The sequence below is a fragment of the Streptomyces sp. NPDC028907 genome (genome assembly GCF_055564995.1).
The window spans coordinates 199,580-220,954 of sequence record NZ_JBVHVE010000015.1; the positions used below are offsets into that span (position 1 = coordinate 199,580).

General features: G+C 72.3%; 21 protein-coding genes. 8 read left to right on the top strand and 13 right to left on the bottom strand.

Annotated elements, in window-relative coordinates; genetic code table 11:
* Nucleotides 1-36 precede the first annotated feature (36 nt).
* The gene (locus ACZ4UU_RS36515; RefSeq protein WP_471907702.1) at nucleotides 37-624 is read right to left on the bottom strand and encodes an Rv1733c family protein; all 588 of its coding nucleotides are present in this window, start codon (nucleotides 622-624) and stop codon (nucleotides 37-39) included.
* 274 nt (nucleotides 625-898) lie between these two features.
* Here ACZ4UU_RS36515 and ACZ4UU_RS36520 point away from each other — a divergent pair, with 274 nt between their 5' ends.
* Both ACZ4UU_RS36520 and ACZ4UU_RS36525 read left to right on the top strand, forming a co-directional pair.
* The gene (locus ACZ4UU_RS36520; protein WP_471907703.1) at nucleotides 899-1,984 is read left to right on the top strand and encodes a WD40/YVTN/BNR-like repeat-containing protein; all 1,086 of its coding nucleotides are present in this window, start codon (nucleotides 899-901) and stop codon (nucleotides 1,982-1,984) included.
* 199 nt (nucleotides 1,985-2,183) lie between these two features.
* Complete coding sequence (locus tag ACZ4UU_RS36525; protein ID WP_471907704.1) at nucleotides 2,184-3,131, top strand: MIP/aquaporin family protein; 948 nt, start codon at nucleotides 2,184-2,186, stop codon at nucleotides 3,129-3,131.
* A gap of 31 nt (nucleotides 3,132-3,162) precedes the next feature.
* On the opposite strand, the gene ACZ4UU_RS36530 is transcribed toward ACZ4UU_RS36525, so the two are convergent.
* Both ACZ4UU_RS36530 and ACZ4UU_RS36535 read right to left on the bottom strand, forming a co-directional pair.
* The gene (locus ACZ4UU_RS36530; RefSeq protein ID WP_471907705.1) at nucleotides 3,163-3,534 is read right to left on the bottom strand and encodes a FluC/FEX family fluoride channel; all 372 of its coding nucleotides are present in this window, start codon (nucleotides 3,532-3,534) and stop codon (nucleotides 3,163-3,165) included.
* A 271-nt stretch (nucleotides 3,535-3,805) separates the two neighbouring features.
* A complete protein-coding gene (locus tag ACZ4UU_RS36535; protein WP_234764301.1) occupies nucleotides 3,806-4,483 on the bottom strand; it encodes a uracil-DNA glycosylase in 678 nt (225 codons plus the stop codon).
* Between the two features lie 169 nt (nucleotides 4,484-4,652).
* Here ACZ4UU_RS36535 and ACZ4UU_RS36540 point away from each other — a divergent pair, with 169 nt between their 5' ends.
* Complete coding sequence (locus ACZ4UU_RS36540; RefSeq protein ID WP_471907748.1) at nucleotides 4,653-5,630, top strand: N-acetylglucosamine kinase; 978 nt, start codon at nucleotides 4,653-4,655, stop codon at nucleotides 5,628-5,630.
* A 120-nt stretch (nucleotides 5,631-5,750) separates the two neighbouring features.
* A complete protein-coding gene (locus ACZ4UU_RS36545) occupies nucleotides 5,751-6,674 on the top strand; it encodes a sirohydrochlorin chelatase (protein WP_471907706.1) in 924 nt (307 codons plus the stop codon).
* A gap of 92 nt (nucleotides 6,675-6,766) precedes the next feature.
* On the opposite strand, the gene ACZ4UU_RS36550 is transcribed toward ACZ4UU_RS36545, so the two are convergent.
* A complete protein-coding gene (locus ACZ4UU_RS36550; protein WP_471907707.1) occupies nucleotides 6,767-7,819 on the bottom strand; it encodes a lactonase family protein in 1,053 nt (350 codons plus the stop codon).
* Nucleotides 7,820-8,318: 499 nt separating this feature from the next.
* Entirely contained in the window at nucleotides 8,319-9,809 is a 1,491-nt protein-coding gene (locus ACZ4UU_RS36555; protein WP_471907708.1) for an FUSC family protein, read from the bottom strand.
* A gap of 205 nt (nucleotides 9,810-10,014) precedes the next feature.
* Here ACZ4UU_RS36555 and ACZ4UU_RS36560 point away from each other — a divergent pair, with 205 nt between their 5' ends.
* Entirely contained in the window at nucleotides 10,015-10,494 is a 480-nt protein-coding gene (locus ACZ4UU_RS36560) for an Lrp/AsnC family transcriptional regulator (RefSeq protein ID WP_471907709.1), read from the top strand.
* A 19-nt stretch (nucleotides 10,495-10,513) separates the two neighbouring features.
* Complete coding sequence (locus ACZ4UU_RS36565) at nucleotides 10,514-11,200, top strand: HAD family hydrolase (RefSeq protein WP_471907710.1); 687 nt, start codon at nucleotides 10,514-10,516, stop codon at nucleotides 11,198-11,200.
* A 54-nt stretch (nucleotides 11,201-11,254) separates the two neighbouring features.
* On the opposite strand, the gene ACZ4UU_RS36570 is transcribed toward ACZ4UU_RS36565, so the two are convergent.
* A complete protein-coding gene (locus ACZ4UU_RS36570; protein ID WP_471907711.1) occupies nucleotides 11,255-12,022 on the bottom strand; it encodes a LysR family substrate-binding domain-containing protein in 768 nt (255 codons plus the stop codon).
* Between the two features lie 58 nt (nucleotides 12,023-12,080).
* Here ACZ4UU_RS36570 and ACZ4UU_RS36575 point away from each other — a divergent pair, with 58 nt between their 5' ends.
* Together ACZ4UU_RS36575 and ACZ4UU_RS36580 are read left to right on the top strand one after the other, a co-directional pair.
* Nucleotides 12,081-12,473, top strand: a complete 393-nt coding sequence (locus tag ACZ4UU_RS36575; RefSeq protein ID WP_471907712.1) for a DUF5997 family protein — start codon at nucleotides 12,081-12,083, stop codon at nucleotides 12,471-12,473.
* 263 nt (nucleotides 12,474-12,736) lie between these two features.
* Nucleotides 12,737-14,902 carry a TerD family protein gene (locus ACZ4UU_RS36580; RefSeq protein ID WP_471907749.1) on the top strand — a complete coding sequence of 722 codons (2,166 nt, stop codon included), beginning with the start codon at nucleotides 12,737-12,739 and terminating at the stop codon, nucleotides 14,900-14,902.
* A gap of 116 nt (nucleotides 14,903-15,018) precedes the next feature.
* On the opposite strand, the gene paaE is transcribed toward ACZ4UU_RS36580, so the two are convergent.
* The 7 genes from paaE to ACZ4UU_RS36615 all read right to left on the bottom strand — a co-directional run bounded on the left by paaE (nucleotide 15,019) and on the right by ACZ4UU_RS36615 (nucleotide 21,346).
* Nucleotides 15,019-16,134, bottom strand: a complete 1,116-nt coding sequence (gene paaE / locus ACZ4UU_RS36585) for a 1,2-phenylacetyl-CoA epoxidase subunit PaaE (RefSeq protein ID WP_471907713.1) — start codon at nucleotides 16,132-16,134, stop codon at nucleotides 15,019-15,021.
* On the bottom strand, nucleotides 16,135-16,647 hold the full coding sequence (gene paaD, locus ACZ4UU_RS36590) for a 1,2-phenylacetyl-CoA epoxidase subunit PaaD (protein WP_471907714.1): 513 nt from the start codon (nucleotides 16,645-16,647) through the stop codon (nucleotides 16,135-16,137).
* Entirely contained in the window at nucleotides 16,641-17,468 is an 828-nt protein-coding gene (gene paaC / locus ACZ4UU_RS36595) for a 1,2-phenylacetyl-CoA epoxidase subunit PaaC (protein WP_471907715.1), read from the bottom strand. The genes paaD and paaC overlap by 7 nt, the downstream gene beginning before the upstream one ends.
* Before the next feature lie 10 nt (nucleotides 17,469-17,478).
* A complete protein-coding gene (paaB, locus tag ACZ4UU_RS36600) occupies nucleotides 17,479-17,781 on the bottom strand; it encodes a 1,2-phenylacetyl-CoA epoxidase subunit PaaB (RefSeq protein WP_471907716.1) in 303 nt (100 codons plus the stop codon).
* Complete coding sequence (gene paaA, locus ACZ4UU_RS36605) at nucleotides 17,778-18,755, bottom strand: 1,2-phenylacetyl-CoA epoxidase subunit PaaA (protein WP_471907717.1); 978 nt, start codon at nucleotides 18,753-18,755, stop codon at nucleotides 17,778-17,780. Before paaA ends, paaB begins: the two co-directional genes overlap by 4 nt.
* Before the next feature lie 147 nt (nucleotides 18,756-18,902).
* Nucleotides 18,903-19,793: a peptidoglycan-binding protein gene (locus ACZ4UU_RS36610; RefSeq protein WP_471907718.1), complete on the bottom strand. Its 891-nt coding sequence runs from the start codon at nucleotides 19,791-19,793 to the stop codon at nucleotides 18,903-18,905.
* Nucleotides 19,793-21,346, bottom strand: a complete 1,554-nt coding sequence (locus tag ACZ4UU_RS36615; protein WP_471907719.1) for a DUF6519 domain-containing protein — start codon at nucleotides 21,344-21,346, stop codon at nucleotides 19,793-19,795. Before ACZ4UU_RS36615 ends, ACZ4UU_RS36610 begins: the two co-directional genes overlap by 1 nt.
* Nucleotides 21,347-21,375 lie beyond the last annotated feature (29 nt).

A 21,375-nucleotide genomic window follows, 5' to 3' on the forward strand; every position in this document is an offset into this window, starting at 1 on the left:
CCCCGCCGCCCCTCCGCCACCGCTCCCGTCCCACCGTCACCCCGTCGTCCGCCCGCCCCACAACGGCCCGAACCGTGCCCACTCGTAGCCCCACCGGTCGATACGTCGGGTCTCCAGGCGGCTGCGGAGGGCTCGGCCCGCGACGAAGGGGACGCATGCCGCGCAGACGCCCGCGAGGCCACCGACCAGGGCGGCGCGGGTGTGTGCCTCGGAGGGGGTGGCGGGCTGCGTCACCATGCGGCCCTGTCGGTCCGTCCAGACGGTGACCGGGGTGCCGACGCCGCTGCCGGGGCGGACCCGGGCCTGACCGGTGTGCGGGGAGCCGTCGCGCGCGCTCCAGCGGACCTTCGCCCACACCTGCTCGCTGCTCGACACCCGGGCACGCGAGTCCGTCGTGCCCGGAGCATGCTCGGTGAGCAGGGCCACCACGGGCCGCCACTCGACGCGCTCGCGGGCCATGCCCTGCTCCACGGCGCGGGCGGTCGTCATACCGGCGAGCACTCCGGCGAGGACGGTGACCGCCCAGGCGGCGAGCAGCACCCAGGCCTCCACCCAGTCGGCCCGGCGCTTGAGCGGATTGCGCCGCCACCGCCACAGCCACACCTTCGGACCACGGAACGCCATCGAAGGCTTCCTCCTCATGAGCGCACGAACAAGCCGGACCCACCGCCCTCCCATACGGGAGACGGCGGGCGGATACTCACGGCAGCTGCCGGGATCGGTCGTGGCACGGGTCACGCATTCCCGCGGGCGTCTGCGCGAAAGCGGCCCGCGGCCGGCGGCCGGAAGCAGCCCTCGCCGCTCTGACCTGCGACGCAGGCCATTCCAGAGGTGACTGTCAGTGGCGAGGTGCAGACTGGCCGGTACCTGAGACAAAGACGTCGCGGAGGTGATCGGCATGACCGAGGTACTGCTCGCCGTGGGGACCCGCAAGGGCCTGTTCATCGGGCGGAGGCGAGGTGACACCTGGGAGTTCGACGAGAGCCCCTACTTCAACGCCCAGGCCGTGTACTCGGTCGCCATCGACACCCGGGGCGAGCGCCCGCGGCTGCTGGCCGGCGGTGACAGCGCGCACTGGGGCCCGTCCGTGTTCCACTCCGACGACCTGGGCCGCACCTGGACCGAACCGGCCCGGCCGGCCGTGAAGTTCCCCAAGGACACGGAGGCTTCCCTGGAGCGGGTGTGGCAGTTGCACCCGGCGGCCGCGGAGGCGGACGTGGTGTACGCGGGCACGGAACCGGCCGCGCTGTACCGCTCCGAGGACCGCGGTGAGACGTTCGAGCTGGTCCGCCCGCTGTGGGAGCACTCGACCCGGTCGAAGTGGGTGCCGGGCGGTGGCGGTGAGGGGCTGCACACCGTGATCACCGACCAGCGCGACCCGCGGGCCGTGACGGTCGCCGTCTCGACCGCCGGGGTGTTCAGGACCGCCGACGGCGGGGCGACTTGGGCGCCCTCCAACTCCGGTGTCTCCGCGGTGTTCCTGCCGGATCCGAACCCCGAGTTCGGTCAGTGCGTGCACAAGATCGCCCAGGACGCGACGACGGCTGACCGCCTCTATCTCCAGAACCACTGGGGCGTGTACCGCAGCGACGACGCGGGCGCGCACTGGACGGACATCGGCGAGGGCCTGCCGTCCACGTTCGGCTTCGCCGCGGTGGCGCATCCCCACCGCGGTGAGACGGCGTACGTGTTCCCGATCAACGCCGACTCGGACCGCGTACCGGCCGACCACCGCTGTCGCGTCTTCCGTACGGCGGACGCGGGCAAGAGCTGGGAGCCGCTGTCGGCGGGACTGCCGCAGGAGGACCACTACGGCACGGTGCTGCGCGACGCGATGTGCACGGACGACGCGGACCCGGCGGGCGTGTACTTCGGCAACCGCAACGGCGAGGTGTTCGCGTCGGCCGACGACGGCGACAGCTGGCGACAACTGGCCTCGCATCTGCCGGACGTGCTGTGCGTCAGAGCCGCGGTGGTCGGCTGAGGCGTCGGGCCCCACCGGGACGCGTTGCCGAGCGTACAGGCGCTCGGCGGCGCGTCCGCGTCGGTCCTCAGGGGGCGGTGCCCGGAGGTCGGTTCCGGGGTCGGGATCGGGGTTTTCTGCGGTTGCCGCGGTTCACGTGCCGGGTTACGACGTGACTACTGCGTTCTGCCGTGACCGCAGCAAGCCCTGGGAGGATCACATGGCAGTGGAGATCGAACCTCTGGTGAAGCCCTCGAGGTTCCGCAGTCGCGCGGGTCTGCCGGGCGAATGCATGTCGGAGTTCCTGGGGACGTTCGTCCTCATCGCGTTCGGCACCGGTGTGGTGGCGATGGCGGTGGCGGCCCTGCCCGGCTCCGGCCGCACCGAGGGGCCCACCACGTTCTTCCTCGGCGCCGGTGACTGGCTGCTGATCACCTGGGGCTGGGCCATGGCCGTGGTCTTCGGCATCTACGTGGCCGGCGGCATCAGCGGAGCGCACATCAACCCGGCCGTGACGCTGGCCTTCGCCGTACGCCGCAAGTTCCCCTGGGCCAAGGTCCTCCCCTACTGGGCGTCCCAGGTGCTCGGCGCTCTGGCCGGGGCGGCGCTGGTCTACGGGGTGTACCACGACGCCATCAACACCTTCGACGACGCCATGGAGGGTCCCAAGACGGGAGGACACACCCTGGCCTCGTTCTCGATCTTCGCCACCTTCCCCGCGCCGTACTTCCACGGCGGGATCTGGGGTCCGCTGATCGACCAGGTCGTCGGTACGGCCTTCCTGGTCATGCTGGTGGTGGCGATCATCGACCTGCGCAACACGGCCGTGAAGGCGAACCTGGGTCCGCTGGTGATCGGGTTCGTGGTGGCGGCCATCGGCATGTCCTTCGGGGCGAACGCGGGGTACGCCATCAACCCGGCCCGCGATTTCGGTCCGCGTCTGTTCACCTGGATGGCGGGATGGCAGGACCTGGCGTTTCCGGGCAGCCTGTCGGGGGCGTTCAGCGGCTACTGGTGGATTCCGATCGTCGGACCGCTCGTGGGCGGTGTGATCGGGGTGCTGGTCTACGACCTGTTCATCGGCGACGTGCTGCACGCCCGCGCGCAGCAGGGCGAGCTGGAGCCGGAGCCCGGCCGGACGCGCCCCACCACTTCGGACGAGGAGTAGCCCGGCGGGGCGGAAGCCCGCGGAGGGGCGTTCACAGCACGCGTTGAGCCACCTGCATCGCCGTCAGCGCACCGGCGGTGGCCGCCCCGGCGCCGACCAGCCAGCCGGTGCAGGCCCGCAGCCCGGCGATTCCGTACAGCCCGCTCTGCGTCAGCCGGAGAAGCTCGTGGCCGAAGACGCTGAAGCTGGTGATGGCCCCGCCCAGGAGCACGTGGACCGATGCCGGCTTGTCGCTCGCGATCAGGTCACCCAGGAGGAGACCCAACGCGAAGCAGCCGCTGAAGTTCACCGCGAACGCGACCCATCGAAACGGCTCATGGGGCCATACCTTGAACAGCGCCCTCTCGAGACCGAAACGCAGTGCGGCTCCGCCGACTCCGCCCAGGAACAGCATCAACGGCATCACGGGACGCGGTCCTCTCAGCGACGTCCCGACTCGTGCCGGAACGGGCGGCCTACCGGCTTGGAGTGTGGTCGAGCGGTGCACTCCAGGCCGGGAGTGATGGCCGAGATCGCGCGGGACATTCACCCGAACTGCGCAACGCCGCGCGGCCGGCGTCAGCCGGTGATGCACCGGTCGCCCTCGACGTACTCCCGTCCGAGGGCATGGGCAGGGCAAGCCCACGCCTGGGAATTCTCGCCTGCTGACAGCCGTACTGCGATGAGCCGCGGCTCTACGGCAGGCGCCACTCGACGGGCTGGCCGCCCTGCCTGATCAGCAGGTCGTTGGCCCGGCTGAACGGGCGTGAGCCGAAGAAGCCGCGGTCCGCCGACATCGGGGACGGGTGCGCGGACTCGATCGCCGGAAGGTCTCCCAGCAAAGGCCGCAGATTGCGGGCGTCACGCCCCCACAGGATGGACACCAGCGGCTTGCCGCGGCCGGCGAGCGCGCGAATGGCCTGCTCGGTGACCTCTTCCCAGCCCTTGCCGCGATGCGCCGCCGGCTTGCGCGGGGCCGTCGTCAGCGCCCTGTTGAGCAGCAGCACGCCCTGCTGGGTCCACGGTGTCAGATCGCCGTTCGACGGCCTGGGCAGTCCGAGGTCGGTGTGCATCTCCCGGAAGATGTTCTCCAGGCTTCCCGGCAGCGAACGCACCTCGGGCGAGACGGCGAAGCTCAGCCCGATGGCCATGCCCGGTGTGGGATAGGGGTCCTGACCCACGATCAGGACCCGGACGTCGTCGAAGGGCTGTTGGAAGGCCCGCAGGACATTCGCCCCGGCCGGCAGATAGGTGCGGCCCGCCGCTATCTCGGCGCGGAGGAAGTCCCCCATGGCCGCGATGCGTCCGGCCACAGGTTCGAGGGCCTTCGCCCAGCCGGCTTCAACAAGTTCATGCAAGGGTCGTGGTGCCACGGCGCGTCACTCTACTGGTACGTGCCACGGCCCCGCACAGGCGCCGAAGCACCCGCCCGCGCCGGTGCTCCTGGCGCTACTCTTCCTCCTCGTCGAGATCTTCGACGAGATCTTCGTGCCGGTCCAGCGGACCTCGCGGCAGCCGGTCACCGGGAAGACAGGGGAACCCATGCCCGACGACCACGGCTTCCTCGCTGTCGACTCCGGAGGGTCCGGGATGCGGGTCGTCGTCGGCACCGTCGACCGCGGCGGCCTGGCCCGACGGGAATCCCGTGAGCCCGTGCGCACCGGGGGCCGGGGTATCGACCCCGACCACATGATGGAACAACTGGTGCCCATGGTGCGGGCGTTGACGGCCGAGACCGGGATCGCCCGGCCGGTGGCGGCCGCGGTCGGCGCCGCCGGACTGGCCAGTCTGGGCGCTGCCCTGCGTGCCGAACTGCCGGGCGCACTTGGGCGGGAGTTCGGCATCGGGCACGTCGCCCTCGCCGCCGATGCGGTCACCGCCTATGTCGGCGCCCTCGGCTCCCGTACCGGTGCCGTGGTCGCCGCCGGTACGGGGCTGATCGCGATCGGCACCGACCTGGCGTGCTGGCGCCGCGCGGACGGCTGGGGGCATCTGCTCGGCGACTGCGGCGGCGGTGCCTGGATCGGGCGGGCCGGGCTGGAGGCGGCGATGCGCGCGCACGACGGGCGGCCGGGCGGCTCGGCCGGGCTGCTGGCCCGGGCCGAAGAGCTGTTCGGCCCGGTCGAAGGACTGCCCGGCAAGCTGTATCCGCGCCCGGACCGCCCCGCCGTCCTCGCTTCGTTCGCCCCGCACGTGGCCGCCTGTGCCGACGGCGACCCGGTGGCCGCGGACATCCTGCGGGCCGCCGCACGGCACATGGCCGACTCGGCGGCCGCCGTGTGCCCCGCGACCGGGGAGCCGCAAGTCGCGGTCACGGGTGGCCTGTTGAACATGGGCGAGCCTCTTGTCGTACCTTTGGGAGAGGAGTTGTCGAAGCGGATGCCGCACGCGCGGCAGGTGTCGGCTACCGGGGATCCGTTGCGGGGGTCGGTGCGGATCGCGGCCGATCTGGCGGCGGGCGGGCTCACGCTGCCGGGTGACGAGGCGATGCTCAGCGTGGTGAGGGTAAACGGGGACTGATCCACCTACGCCGCCCGGTACCGCACTGCACGTCACTCAATCAGACAAAAGCGGACGGATACCGCTCACCTGCACCCTCCCCGAACAGGGGAGCCCAGGAAGCCAGTAACATGCGTCGCCATGAGCTCCCCCACTGGGCCCGCGTCCGGCCTGCCAGTACGAATGCCGCGACCTCGTCAGCCCGGGCGGCACCGCCGACCCGAGCCCCTGGCGGCTCCCGAGGGCGCGCCCGCGCTCGTCCTCGCGGTGCCGGGCACGCCGAGCGCTGCCACCCGTGGCCTCGCCGAGGAGGTCGTGAGCATCGCCCGCTCCGAGCTCCCCGGTCTCGACGCCCGGATCGGGTACGTCGACGGGGATGACGTGGAGTTCCCCACGCTCCAGTCGGTGCTCGTGCACGCCGCCGACGAGCGCACTGCCCGCTATGAGCAGGCGATCGCCGCCGGCGTGGAGGCCAAGGAGCCCGAGGGTCCCGTCGCCGTCGTCGTGCCGCTGCTCGCGGGCCCGGACAACGCGCTGCTGCGTGTCATCCGCCAGGCCGTGATGGACAGCCGTGTCGCGGCCGATCTGACCGATGTGCTCGGCCCGCACCCGCTGCTCGCCGAGGGGCTGCACGTGCGTCTGTCGGAGGCCGGTCTGGCCCGTGCCGACCGCGCCCGGCTGTTCACCGTGGCCACGGCCGCTGACGGCATCATCCTCGCCTCCGTGGGCGGCGAGGAGGCCGTGCAGGCGGCCGGGATCACCGGCATGCTGCTCGCCGCGCGCCTGGCCGTGCCGGTGATGGCGGCGGCCCTGGACCAGGACGGCTCGATCTCGGCGGTGGCCGATCAGCTGCGTTCCTCGGGCTCGCAGCAGCTGGCGCTGGCGCCCTATCTGATAGGGCCGGAGATCGACCCGAGCCTGGTCGCGGAGGCCGCCCGGGAGGCGGGCTGCTCCGCCGCCGAGGCGCTCGGCCCGTACCCGGCGATCGGCAAGCTCGCCCTGTCGAAGTACACGACGGCGCTCGGTATCGCCCCGCAGCAGCCGCAGGGGACGCCGGTCCGCTGACCCGCGACCCGCGCCTCACAGCCGTAACGCCGAAAGGGCCCCTCCTCAGCCTCGAGCCGGGAGCGGGCCCTTTCGGCGTCCCGGAGGCCCATTCAGGCCACGTCGGCCTCCGGGCCGATGACGACGCACGACGCGGCGGGTACCTCGATCGAGCCCTCGTAGCGTGGGAGTCCCGTGCCGGGGTCCAGGGCGAACCAGGACACGTCGCCGGAGCGTTCGTTCGCGACATACAGGAAGCCGCCCGCCTCGGTGAGCGCGCGTGGCCAGTGGCCGGCGCAGGTCACCGTGCCGATCAGGCGCAGCTCCTCGCCCTCGACGGCGAAGGTCGACAGCACGTCCTCGCCGCGCGTCGCGGTCCAGACGTGGCGGCCGTCGGGCGAGGCGACGATCCCCGACGGATAGGCGTCGCCGGCCGGGGCGCCGGCCAGGACCGACACCTCCGCGAGCGGCTTCAGCGTGCCGTCGTCGGCGTCCCAGTGGCAGACGGTGACGGTGGGGGTGAGTTCGTTGACGACGTACGCGTAGGGGCGGTGGGGGTGGAAGGCCAGGTGGCGGGGCCCGGAGCCCGGCCGCAGGGCGATCTCCCGGTGAACGTCGAGGGTGCCGTCGGTCAGCGTGCACACCCGCACCGAGTCGGTGCCGAGATCGACGCTGACCGCCCAGCGGCCACTCGGGTCGGGCTGCACCTGGTGGGCGTGCGGGCCCTGCTGGCGTGGCGTGTGCGGGCCCGAGCCGCTGTGCCGGAGGACGGACGACGGGACGCCGGCCAGGGTGCCGTCGGGGCGGACGGGTACGGCGGTGACGCTGCCGGAGCCGTAGTTGGCGGCCAGGACATGGCCGGCGAACAGGCTGAGGTGCGTGGGCCCGCTGCCGCCGACCGGCACCGGCGGTCCGACCAGCTCCGGCTTGTCCCCGCTCACGCGGTACGCGGCCACCGCGCCCTCGGCCGTCTCGCTGACCGCGTACAGCGTGTCGCCGCCGGATGAAAGGGCCAGGTAGGCGGGATCGGGTACGTCCCCCGCCCCTCCCAGCACGGTCAGCGCACCGCTGCCCACGGCCACGGACGCCGCCACGACCCCGGGGCCGCCGGCCGCCGTGAACGACCCGATGTAGGCCCGCCCTCGCCGCCTGCCACCGTCTGCCACCGCTGTCCCCTTTCGGTCGGGTGCCGTTCGGGGTGACGGTAGCAGCGGATCATGATCGGTCTAGACCAAGGGGCCTAGTCGTCGCGGAGTCTTCGGGGCGCTGGATCACGCCTCGCCCGTGCGAGAGTCCCCTGCTCTGCGCAGGCGGGGCGCCGCTTCGGGACGGGGCGGGCGTGATGCCCTGGCCCGGGATCGGCGGCGCGGAGGCGTTGCCACGTCGGCGAGTCGTGCCGCTCGGGAACCGGCGGGCCGGACGCAAACCGAGGTCCTGGGCCCGGTAGACCGACCGCCCGTCCGAGCATCACCGTCGCTGCGAACTCACCCGCGGACCACTCCCCCACGGCTCTCGCGGGCACCCCCGAGGGGCAGTCCCGACCAGCGGCGCCCCTGACATCCGCACGCAAAGGCTGGGCCAGTCCCGCTGGAGAGCGCCCCCGACCGGCGCCCGAGCCGCCCGACAGGCGTCCCGGCCGGCGATCCGGGGTCCTGACCGGCAGCCTCAGGCCCCGACAAGCGGGGACCCCGACGGGGCGCGCAAAGGCTGGGCCAGTTCCGCCAGGGCGCGTTCCAGGCCGTGGAGATGGGCCAGGGCGGGGTCGGACTCCGTGGGGCGGGCGGTGGGAGCGGTGATGGCCGTGCCGTCGGTGAGGGCCTCGACCGCGGCCTCGACGCGCCAGCAGGCGGCGGCCAGGCGGGCGTCGTGGGAGGCGACGGGGTCGGCGGCGACTGCGACGAGGCCGCGGATCTCGCGGGCGCAGTCGTCGAGGAGGGCGAGGACGTGGCGGGCGCGGCGTTTGCGGGCCGGCACCGGGTGCAGGGGGTGTACGAGCGGGGCGACGGCGAGCCGTACGCGGCCGAGGAGCTGTTCCAGTTCGGCCACCCGGGAGGCCGGGTCGGCGGTCTCGTCGCCGGCGAGGCGGGCGGCGGCCTCGCCGGTGGCCGCGTGGACGCAGCGCAGGGCTCGCTGGATCCAGGCGTCGGTGACCGTGTGGGTGGTGACGGGCAGGACGAACAGGACGGCCAGCACGGCGCCGAGCGCACCGACGCCGGTCTCGGCCAGCCGCAGCGCCAGCAGGGCGGGGTCGAGGACGCCCAGCAGGCCGTAGAGGAGCTCTGCCAGGACCGTGACGCAGAGCATCATCCAGGTATAGGACACGGCGGCCGTGTAGAAGATGCCGAAGACGCAGACCGCGAGGAGCAGGGCCGTCGGCAGGCCCGCACCCTCCAGCGGGACGGCGACGAGCAGGCCCAGGCCGATGCCGATGACCGTGCCGAGGACGCGGCGGAAGCCGCGGACCAGGGTCTCGCCGCGCGAGGTGGTGTTCACAAAGATCCACCAGGTGGCGCCGACGGCCCAGTACCAGCGCTGCCCGGAGACCAGCTGGCCCACCACGAGGGCGAAGCCGGCGCCCGCGGTGGCCTGGATCGCCTGGCGGGTGGTCACGCGGGCCAGGCCGGTGCCGCCCGGCGGTGCGGGCGCGGGCGCCGGGGGCAGGCGGCGCTCGTAGCACCAGAGGCCGAAGCGGACCGCGGCCGCCGTGGCCAGGGACAGCAGTACGGCGGCGTAGAGCTCGGGCAGCTGCCCCGGGGTCGCGTGCAGGAACTGCGCCACGAAGAACGTCATGAACGCGAACACGCCGAGGCTGTGCCCGCGCGGCCCCCAGCGGCGGGCGTACACGCCGGCGCCGACGACGGCGAGGAAGGTGAGGTCGCGGGCGACCGGGTGGTCGTGCAGCCCGGCCGCCGCCGCGAGGACGGGGATGCCGACGAGCGGCAGCAGCGCGGTGGTGACCGCCTGTCCGCGGATCGTGGCGTCGGTGACTGTGAACAGGGCGAGCAGCGCGGCGAGCCCCCCGGTGACGGCACCGACGAGGGAGTGTCCGGCCAGTCCGCAGACGACGACCGCGAGCCCGATGCCGAGGACGGCCCGCACGGCGAAGCGCAGCCGCGCCCGCCCTGGGTCCGGCGCCAGGAACACCCTCTTCAGCACTGCTTTCCGCCCCTCCACGTCGGCATGAAAAAGGCGCCGCGGGATCCGCAGCGCCATCGACGGGTTCATTGCAGCATCAAGGGGCAGGCTGGCTCAAGTGTCTCCTAGAATGCTGAGCCATTGGCACAGACATACCGGATCCCGTACGTCCATCGACGAGCCAACGGACCATGACGGACGGGGTCGGCGAACGGAGACCGGACGCATGGCCGTGGACGAGCTCGACACCCGTATCCTGCGGCTGCTGCTGGAGCAGCCGCGCACCAGCGTGCGGGAGTACGCCCGCATCCTCGGCGTCGCGCGGGGCACGCTCCAGGCGCGGCTGGACCGGCTGGAGCGGGACGGCGTGATCACCGGGACGGGGCCGACGCTCTCGGCCGCAGCCCTCGGCCACGCGGTGCTGGCGTTCGTGCACATCGAGGTCACCCAGGGGCATCTCGACGACGTGGGCGACGAGCTGGCCGCCGTGCCGGAGATCGTCGAGGCCTTCTCGATCACGGGCGGCGGGGACCTGCTGACCCGGGTGGTGGCCCGCGACAACGCCCACCTGGAGGACGTGATCCAGAAGCTGATCAGCCTGCCCGGCGTGGTCCGCACCCGTACCGAGGTGGCCCTGCGCGAGCGCGTGCCGCACCGGCTGCTGCCGCTGGTGGAGTCGATCGGGCGGGCGGCCGCCCGGAGATGACCTTTGACATCCTGGGCCCATGAGCGGACTCGGCGGCACTTCGGTCATCTTCGATCTCGACGGAACACTCGTGGACAGCGAGCCCAACTACTACGAAGCCGGCCGCCGGCTCCTCGCCGAGCACGGGATTCCCGACTTCACCTGGGCGGATCACGAGCGGTACGTCGGTATCAGCACGCTGGAGACGGTCGCGCTCTGGAAGCGGGAGTACGGCCTTCGGGCCTCCGTGGACGAACTGCTCGCCGACAAGAACCGCCGCTATCTGGACCTCGCCCGCACCGGCACGCGCGTGTACCCCGAGATGCGCGAGTTCGTGGAACTGCTGGCGGTCGAGGGCGTCCCGATGGCCGTGGCGTCCGGTTCGTCCACGGCGGCCATCACGGCGATCCTGGCCGGCACAGGTCTGGACACCCATCTGCGTACCGTCGTCTCGGCGGACGAGGTCGAGCGCGGCAAGCCCGCTCCCGACGTCTTCCTGGAGGCGGCTCGCCGGCTGGGTGTCGCACCCGGCGACTGCGTGGTCCTGGAGGACGCGGCCCCCGGCGCCGCCGCCGCGCACGCGGCCGGAATGCGCTGCATCGCGATCCCGTACGTGACCGGCCAGGCGGACGCCCCGGAGTTCGCGACGGCGGGGCTGCTACTGCGGGGCGGGCAGGGAGAGTTCACCGCGCAGGAGGCGTACGACTGGTTGCGCGGGGCGAAGTAACGCCCGACTCGAACCAAATCCCTCCAGACCCGATGACCGTCACCCCTCCCCTCCCTATCGGCGGCGAGGCTTCCCTCGCCTGGCGCCCTTGGTGCCGCCGGAGCCGCCGCGCTGGGTGCGGGCCGTTCCCGACTGGCGCCTGGGGCTGCCGCCTCCGGCGTCCGGGCGCTTGCGTTTGGGCTGCTCGGTCGCGGCCGGGGCCTGGGAGGTGGTGCGGCCGCGCGTGCTGTTGAGCGTGCGGCCGCGGACCACGCCGATGAAGTCCTCCACCAGGTCGGTGGTCGCGTCCTGCGGCCAGGACAGGGCGACGCTCGACTGGGGGGCGTCCACGAGCGGCCGGTAGGTGAGGTCCTTGCGGTGGTGGAGACGGGCCAGCGACTGCGGTACGACGAGGAGGCCGACGTTCGCCGCGACGAGCTCGACGGCGTCCGCGGTGGTGGCGGGGCGCTCGAACGCGGGCTGTCCCGGTGGCCGCTCCCAGTCGAGGACGTCGTCGAGGGGGTGGAAGACGACCTCGTCGGCCAGGTCCGCGACGGTCACCTCGTCGACCGCCGCGATGACGTGGTCCTTGGGGACGACGACGACCGTGGCCTCGGTGTAGAGGGGGATCGCGCTGAAGACCGTACGGTCGACCGGCAGCCGTACGATCCCGGCGTCCGCGGCACCGTCACGGAGCGTGCCCGGCGCCTCGGCGGCGGTCACCTGGTGGAGGGCGAGTGGGACGTCCGGGAAGCGCTCGTTCCAGATCCGCACCCACTTCGAGGGGGTCGCTCCCGGGACGTACGCGAGCCTGAACGAGGGGGGTGCTTCCGAGCCTGTCACCTGGCCAGGTTACCGGCCGTGGTCGGCGGCGGTTCACTCAGTCGATACCCTGGGGCCCATGACGTCGCACCAAAGCACCCAGGACATGAAGCCCGCGACCGCGGCGAAGAAGCTGGGTGTGTACCTCGAAGCCACCCCCGCCGAGTTCCGGGAGGGCGTGGTCACGCGCGCCGAGCTGAACGCGCTCCAGGCCGACCCGCCGGAGTGGCTGCGCGACCTGCGACGCGACGGCCCGCACCCCCGTCCGGTGGTCGCCCAGAAGCTGGGCGTCTCCATCGCCGGGCTGGCCCGCGGCGGTGTCACCGAGCCCCTCACCACCGAGCAGATCGAGGCCCTGAAGCAGCAGCAGCCCGAGTGGCTGCAGAAGGAGCGCGCGACCCAGGCCGAGGTCCGCAAGGAGGCGGCCCGCCTCAGGCAGCGCGACGCGGACCGCACGGCCGAGGGCTCCTGACCTGCCTGTCCGCCGTCGCCGGGTGGGGCGGACCGCCGCCTGCGGCTGACCGGCTCAGCCCCCGGCGGGGCGCTCCGGCAGCGACTCCAGGAACGTTGGCGAGGGGGCGACCCCTCACACCCCGCCCCATGACGATGCCCGCAGAACGGCGCAAGATACCCGTCGAATCTGCGCGCATCCGGCAGGTGCGAGAGGTGCGGAAGAGCAGGTCGGACACGGAAATCCGAATGCGCCCGATCGCCCCGCTCTGGGACCATCCCGGCATGGTCCACCGTCTCGAACCCCTGGTCATCCGGCACGCCCTCCGCCTCCCCTCCCCCACGGGACCCGCCGGGGAAGGCGCCGTAGCGGCACGGCAGTTCGACGCCGCGCTCATGTCGGTGGGCTTCAAGCTCTCGGCGGAGCTGTTGGCCCGGCTGTCGGGGCTGTCCGAGGGCACGGTGGTGGACACGGCCGTAAGGACGCTGGACACCGTGCGCGAGATGGTCGGCGACCATGTGCGGCACAACGTGTACTTCATCGACTTCCCGGCCAATGTGCCGGACACGTACGACTTCTGGATGCGCTGCATCGCCGGGGCGCTCGCCGACGACGCGACCCGCGCGAGCACGCTGGAGCAGCTGAGCGACGGTGTCGTGAATCTGCTCACGCTGCCGTCGTACGGCCGCTACCAGCACACGTACACGGAGATGCTCGGCCACCACGACGAGCTGATCGCCGCCGCGGGCGACCGGATGACCGTGCTGCACCTCGGTGGCGACGCGGCGGCCGAAGTCACCGCCCTGTACCTGGCGTTGGCGGGCGGCGGCACGCCGCTCGGCGAGGACGACCTGCGGGATCTCGAGGTGCTCGCCGAGGTGTGCGTGGACGGGCCGCAGCCCGAGAGGATTCCGGTGCGGGAGAGCCGTGCCGTGATCAACCGGGCCCGGCTGCGGGCCGGTTCCCAGCCGCTGCTGGACACGGTGACCGATGTGCTGCGGCTGGCCTGCGCGCTGTCCGGCGGTGATGTGACGCTGGTGGAGGCGACGCGCTTTCGGGGGCTGACCCGGCCGGTGCGCCGGGCTTTGCTGGCGGGCCTCGACGCGGTGGTCGCTGCGGCCCCGGCCAAGCTCGCGGACGTCCACGCCCACCGTGAGGTTTTCAAGCGGCTCGGCGAGCGGCTGCACCCGCACGAGTATCCGCAGTGGCCGCACGCCGCCGACGTGTTCGCGGTGGCGCGGGGTGAGAAGCGGGTACGTTCCTTCGACAGTCAGGTGGAGGAGCTGCTCGGGACGGGCGACGTCATCGGCGCGGTGACCCTGCTCAAGTCGGCGCCGGGCAAGCTGTTCCGCGCGCTGGACCGGCTGCTGCGGACGGCGTCCACGCAGGAGGAGCGGGACGCGGTCGTGGCCGCCGCCGTGGAGGTCGCTCCGCGGGTCGCGGGGCGGGTCGTGCTCTCGGTGCGTGAGCATCTGCACAACCGGGCGGAGAAGTCCCGCGCGCGCCGGGTGTTCATCAACCGCCTCGGCCGGGCCTGGGTCACCGGGGACGCCCGCCCGCCTGTGCCGAAGGACGAGCGGGAGCGCCTGATCGCCGCACTCGACGCGGACCTGCGGCGGCGGCTCCCGGCCCCCGGGCATCTGCTGATCGACCCGGACGTCCTGGACGTCGCGCTGCCGCTCAGTGGCAGGGCGACCGCGGCCGGGCTCGGGGTGCTGCCGCGCGGCTCGGTCTCGCCGCTCGACGGCGAGCTGCTGCGTTTCTTCGTGTACTGGAAGCAGAAGCAGTGGACCACCGACTACGACCTGTCGGCGCTGGTGCTGGACGCCGAGTACCGGACCGTCTTCTGGCTGTCGTACACCAACCTCAGTGAGCTGGAGGGCAGCCACTCGGGCGACGTCACCGAAGCGCCGGACGGGGCCTCGGAATTCATCGACCTGCGGCTGGACGCGGTTCGCAGCACCTTCATCGTGCCGCAGGTCAACCTCTATTCCGGGGAGGGCTTCGAGGAGGTCGAGGAGTCGTTCTTCGGGTTCATGCTGCGCGACGGCGAGCAGCGGGGGCGCCCGTTCGAGCCGCGTACCGTGCGGATGAAGTCGGAGCTGCGCGGCCCCGGCCGGGTGGCGCTGCCGCTGGCGTTCCAGCGCGGGAGGGACGGGCGCTGGCGTGCCAAGTGGCTGCACCTGTACCTCAAGGGCAACCCGTCGACCAACCGGGTCGAGGGCAACCGGGTGTCGGTGGCGACGCTGCTGCGGGGCATCGTGGAGCGGGAGCAGCTGACGGTGCGCTATCTCACGGACCTGATGGACGCGACGGCGACGACCCTCTGGGACGGCGAGAAGGTCCCGGACGGCCCGGTCACGTACATCGGTCTCCAGCGGCCCGAGGGACTGCACCCGGACTCGCGGATCGTGACGCCCGAAAATATGCGCGACCTGATCCCGGAGTGACTGGTAGCGTGAGCAGTGGCGAGGCCATGAAGGGGGCTTCCTTCTCACCGCCGCGAGAGCGGCTTTCCTGAAACTAGTCCCCTCGCTCTCCTCGCCACCCAACTCTTCTCGTCGGCTCAGCTGTCGTAGTCGACCGTCAGTGTCTCCGACACCGGGTAGGACTGGCAGGTCAGCACATAGCCCGCGTCGACCTCGGCCGGTTCCAGGGCGAAGTTGCGGCGCATGTCCGCCTTGCCGTCGGTGACCAGGGCACGGCAGGTGCCGCAGACGCCGCCCTTGCAGGCGAACGGCAGGTCGGGGCGGGTCCGTTGGGCGCCGTCCAGGACGGTGCGCTCCCTCGGCAGGGCAGCCGTGGTGGAGCGGCCGTCGAGGGTGATGGTGACCTGACTGACGGGCCCCTGAGGTCCTGCCTCCTCGTGGTGCACCTCCCGGACGGGCTCGTCGTCGGCGAAGAACAGCTCCTGGTGCACCCGCTCCACCGGAACGCCGAGCCCCTCCAGCACGCCCTGCGCGTCCCGGACCATGCCGTGCGGCCCGCACAGCCACCAGTGGTCGGCGGTCGTCACGTCGACCAGCGCCTCGATGAGCGTCGCGAGCCGGTCGGCGTCGATACGGCCGGAGAGCACCTCGGCCTCGCGGGGTTCCCGGGACAGCACATGCGCGAGCTGGAACCGGGTCGGGTAGAGGTCCTTGAGGTCCGCGAGCTCGTCGGCGAACATCACGGTGGCGGTACGGCGGTTGCCGTAGAAGAGGGTGACGGTCGAGCGGGCGTCGGCGGCCAGGACGGACTCGGCGATGGACATCATCGGTGTGATGCCGGAGCCGGCCGCGATCAGCACATGGTGGGCCGGGGTGCCGAGGTCGGGTGTGAAAGCACCGGTCGGAGCCATGACCTCGACGGTGTCGCCGGGGCGTACGTCATGGACGAGCCACGACGAGAACAGGCCCCCCGGCACGACCCGCACACCGATCCGCGGACTCGACCCGACCGGCGAACAGATCGAGTACGACCGCCGCTCGTCCCGCCCGTCGATCTCCCGCCGCAACGTCAACGACTGACCGGGCTCGAACGCGAACTCCTCGGCCAGCTCCGCCGGGATGTCGAAGGCGACGGCGACCGCGTCCGCGCACAAGGGCGTCACGGCGGCTACGCGCAGGAGGCGGAAGGCCGGACGGCGGCGGGCGCGCGGGCGTACCGACGCTGCCGTCTGTGCTTCCTTCAGGCCTTCCATTCAGATCTCCTTGACGTACTCGAACGGCTCGCGGCAGGCGCGGCAGCGCCACAGGGACTTGCAGGACGTGGCGGCGAAGCGGGAGGTCTCCTCGGTGTTCGCCGAGCCGCAGCGCGGGCAGGTGACCGCGTGCCGGGTGGGGGACAGTACGAGCGGGACGGGGCCGCCGTGCGGTGCGGCGGGGCCGGGCGGGGCGATGCCGTGCTCGGTGAGTTTGCGGCGGCCCGCCGGGGTGATCCAGTCACTGGTCCACGGCGGGTCGAGGACCGTGCGGATCTCCACGCGCGTGTACCCGGCGGTGCGCAGCCGGGTCGCGACGTCCGCCCGCATCTCGGCCATCGCGGGACAGCCCGAGTAGGTCGGCGTCAGGCTGGCGACCACCGTGCCGTCCCCGGTCAGTTCGACGTCGCGCAGGACGCCCAGGTCGGCCAGGGTGAGCATGGGCAGCTCGGGGTCCGGCACCTGTTCGGCGATGTGCCGGGCGCGCCGGGCGTCGAGCGAGGTGGTCACCATGTCGCCTCCGGGTGGGCGCGGGCCACGCCCTGCAACTCGGCCAGCAGCGGGGCGAGGTGCTCGGTGTGCTCGCCCTCGCGGCCGGATCCGGGCAGCGGGCGGTACACCGGCATGGGCAGTCCGGCGGCCTGGGTGACCTGACGCAGGACGGTGACGACCTCGTCCCGTACGTCGTACGCCGTGAACAACTCACCCAGGTAGGGCGCCACTTGCTCCAAGGCCTTGCGGGTGCGGCGGTGGGACTCCTCCGTGCCGTCGCCCAGCCGCACCGTCCACTCCGCCGCGTACTGCCGGTGGTAGGCCAGCTCCTTGGCGCCCTTCGCGGCGATCGCGGCCAGCACGGGATCCGGGTGGGACGCCAGCCGCTCGAAGTGGGCGAGGCGCCAGCTGGAGAGGAGCAGGAGGCGTACGACCGAGAACGCGAAGTCGCCGCCCGGGACTTCGGCCAGCCGCACGTTGCGGAAGTCGCCGGCGTCGCGGAAGTAGGCGTAGGCGTCCTCGTCCCGTCCGGTGCCGTCGGCCTGGCCGGCGCGGGAGTAGAGCAGTCGGGCCTGGCCGAGGAGGTCGAGGCCGATGTTGGCCAGCGCCACCTCCTCCTCCAGCTCGGGCGCGCGGGTGATCCACTCGGCGAGGCGCTGGGCCGAGACCAGGGCGTCGTCGGCCAACGCGACGCAGACGGCGGCCAGTTCGTCGGCGTCGACACCCTCGGGCACGGTGGTGTCCACGCCGTGCAGCGGGTCCTCGAAGCCGGTGCCGTAGGCCCAGCGGGCGTCGTCCTCGTGTCCCTCGGCGAGGGTCAGATAGACGTGGTCGTCACTCATGCCCTCTCCTTCAGATGTGCGGGACGTCGTCGGGGATGTCGTAGAACGTCGGGTGGCGGTAGACCTTGTCGGCGCTCGGCGCGAAGAACGGGTCCTTCTCGTCGCGGGTCGAGGCGGCGATGTGCTGGGAGCGCACCACCCAGATGGACACGCCTTCGTTGCGACGCGTGTACAGGTCGCGCGCGTGGGTCAGCGCCATCCGGTCGTCGGCGGCGTGCAGCGATCCCACGTGGACGTGGTTGAGCCCGCGCTTGCCGCGCACGAACACCTCGTACAGCGGCCAGTCGGCCTTGGTGGTCTCGTGGTCGCTCATGCCACCGCTCCCTTCTCCGCGCGGGCGGCCTGCTTGGCCGCGTGGGCGGTGGCCGCCTCCCGCACCCAGGCGCCCTCCTCGTGGGCGCTTCTGCGCCGCCGCATCCGCTGGTCGTTGCACGGCCCGTCGCCCTTGATGACGCGCATCAGCTCGTCCCAGTCGGGGGTGCCGAAGTCGTGGTGACCGCGCTCGTCGTTCCAGCGCAGCTCGGGGTCGGGCAGGGTGACGCCGAGCTTCTCGGCCTGCGGGACGGTCATGTCGACGAAGCGCTGACGCAGTTCGTCGTTGCTGTGCCGCTTGATCTTCCAGGCCATCGACTGCGCGGAGTTGGGCGAGGAGTCGTCGGGCGGGCCGAACATCATCAGGGACGGCCACCACCAGCGGTTCACCGCGTCCTGCACCATCTCGCGCTGGGCCTCGGTGCCGCGCATCATCGTCATCAGCAGCTCGTAGCCCTGCCGCTGGTGGAAGGACTCCTCCTTGCAGATCCGCACCATCGCGCGCGCGTACGGGCCGTAGGAGCTGCGGCACAGCGGCACCTGGTTGCAGATGGCCGCGCCGTCCACGAACCAGCCGATCACGCCGACGTCGGCGAAGCTCACGGTCGGGTAGTTGAAGATCGACGAGTACTTCTGACGGCCCTCGATGAGCCGGTTCGTCAGCTCCGCGCGGTCGGTGCCCAGGGTCTCCGCCGCCGAGTACAGATACAGCCCGTGTCCGGCCTCGTCCTGCACCTTCGCGAAGAGGATCGCCTTGCGCCGCAGGGAGGGCGCCTTGGTGATCCACTCCCCCTCCGGCTGCATGCCGATGATCTCCGAGTGGGCGTGCTGCGCGATCTGGCGGACCAGTGTCCTGCGGTAGCCGTCCGGCATCCAGTCCCGCGGCTCGATCCGCTGGTCACGCGCGATCGTCGCGTCGAAGTGCTCCTGGAGTCCCCCCAGTGGGGGCGCCTCGGCGGCGTGTGATGTCGTCATCGATACCAGCTTCCCCAACCGACCATTCGTTCGGTACCAGTGTGACTGGTTTCGCCTGGCGGAGCAAGACCCTGCGCCCCCACGCCGAACGGCCCAGGACACCCCCGCGGGGTACCTGGGCCGTTCGGGTCCTCCGAGCCCTCACCCTCACACGTCGGGCACCTTCAGCTTGTCCCAGCTGACCTTGCCGGGGATGCCGTCCGCGTCCTTGCCCTTGAAACCGAGCTTCTGCTGCCAGGCGGCGTAGGAGCGGCGGTCGGCCTCGGTCCACTCGGGGCTCGGGCCCTCCTCGTAGCGGCTGCATCCCTCGGCGACCAGGCGGCGGCCCATGGCCGTGATGATCGGTGACTTCCGGCCGACCTGGAAGAAGCCGCTGCCGGGGAACGGCACGTACTTCGGCTTGGGCGCCGGCTTCGGGTCGGGGGTGCTGCCGCCGCCCCCACCGCCGCCCTTCAAGCGCTGCGCTATGCGCTTGCGCATACCGTCCATCGTGAAGCCGCGCGGGTCCGTCTTGCCCGGCTGCCACTCCTTGTGGCCGATGACCGAACGCTCGCTCCAGCCGTGGTGCCGGCAGATCGCGGCGGAGACCTTCTCGATGGCCTCCTTCTGCGCCTCGGGCCAGGGGTCCTTGCCGTCGCCGAGGTTGATGCACTCGAAGCCGTAGAAGCGCGCGTTGCCGTCGGTGTCGGCCTCGTTGTCGTGCGGCAGCTTCGACTCGTTGATCACGGCGCGCAGGACGTCGCTGTCGCCGAGTCCGGCGTGGTTGGCACGGCCGTTTCCGACGAGGTGGATGTGGCCCTTCTTGTCGATGACTCCGTGGCACAGCGGGCCGGGCAGTCCGGAGTAGCCGTTGTAGCAGATGTTCACCGAGGCCTCGGTGCCCTTGGTGACGGTGTGGTGGATCATCACGCCGTTCACCGGGCCCCAGGCACCCTTGCTGTTGCGGTTGTGCGTGCGCCAGCTGCGCACCTCGTGGACCGTGAGACCCTCCGCGCGGAGGATCTCCACCATCTTGGACGCACTCAGGGGCTTGGCCATCACTCGTCTCCTTCCGCCGCCGCCTCCGCGTCCGCGGTGGTCTGCGACCTCCCGCCGGACGGGTCCTCCGCCAGCTGCTCCTCGCGGCGCGCCTGCTCCTCCGCCGCGAGCGTCGCCTCGTCGGCGGCCGGGATGCTGCTGGCCAGCGGGTTGAAGGCGAGCCGCAGGTCGACGGTGCCGCCCTCGCCCTTGACCAGGGCCAGCGGCGCGAAGCCGCGGACGATGCCGGAGGGGGCCTGGAGCAGCGGACGGCGCGCGGCGTCCGCGGGCCACTCGACCCGGCCGGTGGCGGTGCGGGCGGGGATGATCCAGTGATCGCCCGTGCGGTACGTGGCGCCCTTGGCGAAGTACACCTCGACGCCGTCCTCCAGCGGCAGCCACTCGCCCTCCGCGACGGGAATCGCGCCACCCTTCAGCGCGGTCGTACGGCCCTTGCGCTTCGGTCCGCCGTGGTGGTCCCAGCGCCGCAGGAACGGGTTGAGGTGGGGCAGCCGGCCGACGGACTGGTCGGGCTCGGCGCTGAGGCGGACGCGCCGGCCGGGCAGGTCCAGTTCCTCGACCCGGAGCAGGGGCAGGGGCTCCAGGCGGGAGGCGTACGCGGTGTCGACGAGCTCCACGTGGTCGCCGACGTCCAGGTCCAGCTTGTCGTCGTGGCCGAGGGAGGCCAACTGCGCCCAGGTGCCGTCGAGTTCGTCGACCGGGAAGACCACGGAGCCGTTCTCACGGGACCACTTGAACGTGGCGTCCTTCGCCTCGCCGCCCGCGTGCACCTCGACGCGGTACAGCTGGTTCTCCGGGCCCCGGTAGCGGGCGTCCGGCTTGACCAGGCAGGGGTCCTCGTCGGCGTGGTCGGGCCGCTCGCTGCGGGCGGCCAGGCGCGCGGTGGGCGCGGACTGCTTCTGCGCCCACTTGTCGAAGGCGGCGCGGACGACCTCCTTGGACGGGTCGGTCTCCTCGATGTCCAGCGCGGCCAGCGACAGCGGCAGCACCTGCCAGACGACCTTCACGCGGGCGGCGGTGTCGGGCATCGCCGCGCCGAGCGCGACCTCGCGCAGCGCCGGGTCCTCGGCGGCGGAGACGGCGCGCTCCCAGACGTTCAGGTAGACCACGAACGGTGACGTGGCGGGCGAGGGCAGCCGGTCGCCGGGCTTCTCCGAGTCGCGGAAGCCGTCGGGCTGGTCCCAGTAGGTCCAGTGCGCGGGCGGGGCGGCGGCTTCCTCCGCCTGCTCGTCGGCGTCGTCGTCCGGGACGGGCACGCCGGGCGCCGGGCGGGTCGCGTCGAGAAGGATGCCGTCGACGTAGTAGCGGCCGCCGCGGATTTGCAGCGTGTCGATGTCGTGCTTGCCGCCCACGTAGTCGATCTTGAAGCCCGCGGCGTCACGCGGTCCGCCGTGCCGGCCGATCAGGTCTGCGGCCAGGGTGCGGGCCTGGTGGAGCTGGATCGCGGTCTGCTCGTTGATGTCGGCGTCGAGCTGAACACGCCCCTGCTGGGCGACGACCGCCGAGTAGTGCCGTTCCGGGCGGAACGTGAGGCGGGAGAGGTCAGCGTGCATGAAGGGGGTCCCCCTGGTTCAGTGAAGTG

What these genes read in the sequence shown, in the direction of transcription:
- ACZ4UU_RS36515 (WP_471907702.1), bottom strand. Translation starts at nt 624, where the DNA reads ATGGCGTTCCGTGGTCCGAAGGTGTGGCTGTGGCGGTGGCGGCGCAAT.
- ACZ4UU_RS36520 (WP_471907703.1), top strand. Translation starts at nt 899, where the DNA reads ATGACCGAGGTACTGCTCGCCGTGGGGACCCGCAAGGGCCTGTTCATC.
- ACZ4UU_RS36565 (WP_471907710.1), top strand. Translation starts at nt 10,514, where the DNA reads ATGAGCGGACTCGGCGGCACTTCGGTCATCTTCGATCTCGACGGAACA.
- paaA (WP_471907717.1), bottom strand. Translation starts at nt 18,755, where the DNA reads ATGACGACATCACACGCCGCCGAGGCGCCCCCACTGGGGGGACTCCAG.
- ACZ4UU_RS36610 (WP_471907718.1), bottom strand. Translation starts at nt 19,793, where the DNA reads ATGGCCAAGCCCCTGAGTGCGTCCAAGATGGTGGAGATCCTCCGCGCG.
- paaD (WP_471907714.1), bottom strand. Translation starts at nt 16,647, where the DNA reads ATGGTGACCACCTCGCTCGACGCCCGGCGCGCCCGGCACATCGCCGAA.
- ACZ4UU_RS36525 (WP_471907704.1), top strand. Translation starts at nt 2,184, where the DNA reads ATGGCAGTGGAGATCGAACCTCTGGTGAAGCCCTCGAGGTTCCGCAGT.
- paaE (WP_471907713.1), bottom strand. Translation starts at nt 16,134, where the DNA reads ATGGAAGGCCTGAAGGAAGCACAGACGGCAGCGTCGGTACGCCCGCGC.
- ACZ4UU_RS36580 (WP_471907749.1), top strand. Translation starts at nt 12,737, where the DNA reads ATGGTCCACCGTCTCGAACCCCTGGTCATCCGGCACGCCCTCCGCCTC.
- paaB (WP_471907716.1), bottom strand. Translation starts at nt 17,781, where the DNA reads ATGAGCGACCACGAGACCACCAAGGCCGACTGGCCGCTGTACGAGGTG.
- paaC (WP_471907715.1), bottom strand. Translation starts at nt 17,468, where the DNA reads ATGAGTGACGACCACGTCTATCTGACCCTCGCCGAGGGACACGAGGAC.
- ACZ4UU_RS36615 (WP_471907719.1), bottom strand. Translation starts at nt 21,346, where the DNA reads ATGCACGCTGACCTCTCCCGCCTCACGTTCCGCCCGGAACGGCACTAC.
- ACZ4UU_RS36575 (WP_471907712.1), top strand. Translation starts at nt 12,081, where the DNA reads ATGACGTCGCACCAAAGCACCCAGGACATGAAGCCCGCGACCGCGGCG.
- ACZ4UU_RS36560 (WP_471907709.1), top strand. Translation starts at nt 10,015, where the DNA reads ATGGCCGTGGACGAGCTCGACACCCGTATCCTGCGGCTGCTGCTGGAG.
- ACZ4UU_RS36530 (WP_471907705.1), bottom strand. Translation starts at nt 3,534, where the DNA reads ATGCCGTTGATGCTGTTCCTGGGCGGAGTCGGCGGAGCCGCACTGCGT.
- ACZ4UU_RS36545 (WP_471907706.1), top strand. Translation starts at nt 5,751, where the DNA reads ATGAGCTCCCCCACTGGGCCCGCGTCCGGCCTGCCAGTACGAATGCCG.
- ACZ4UU_RS36540 (WP_471907748.1), top strand. Translation starts at nt 4,653, where the DNA reads ATGCCCGACGACCACGGCTTCCTCGCTGTCGACTCCGGAGGGTCCGGG.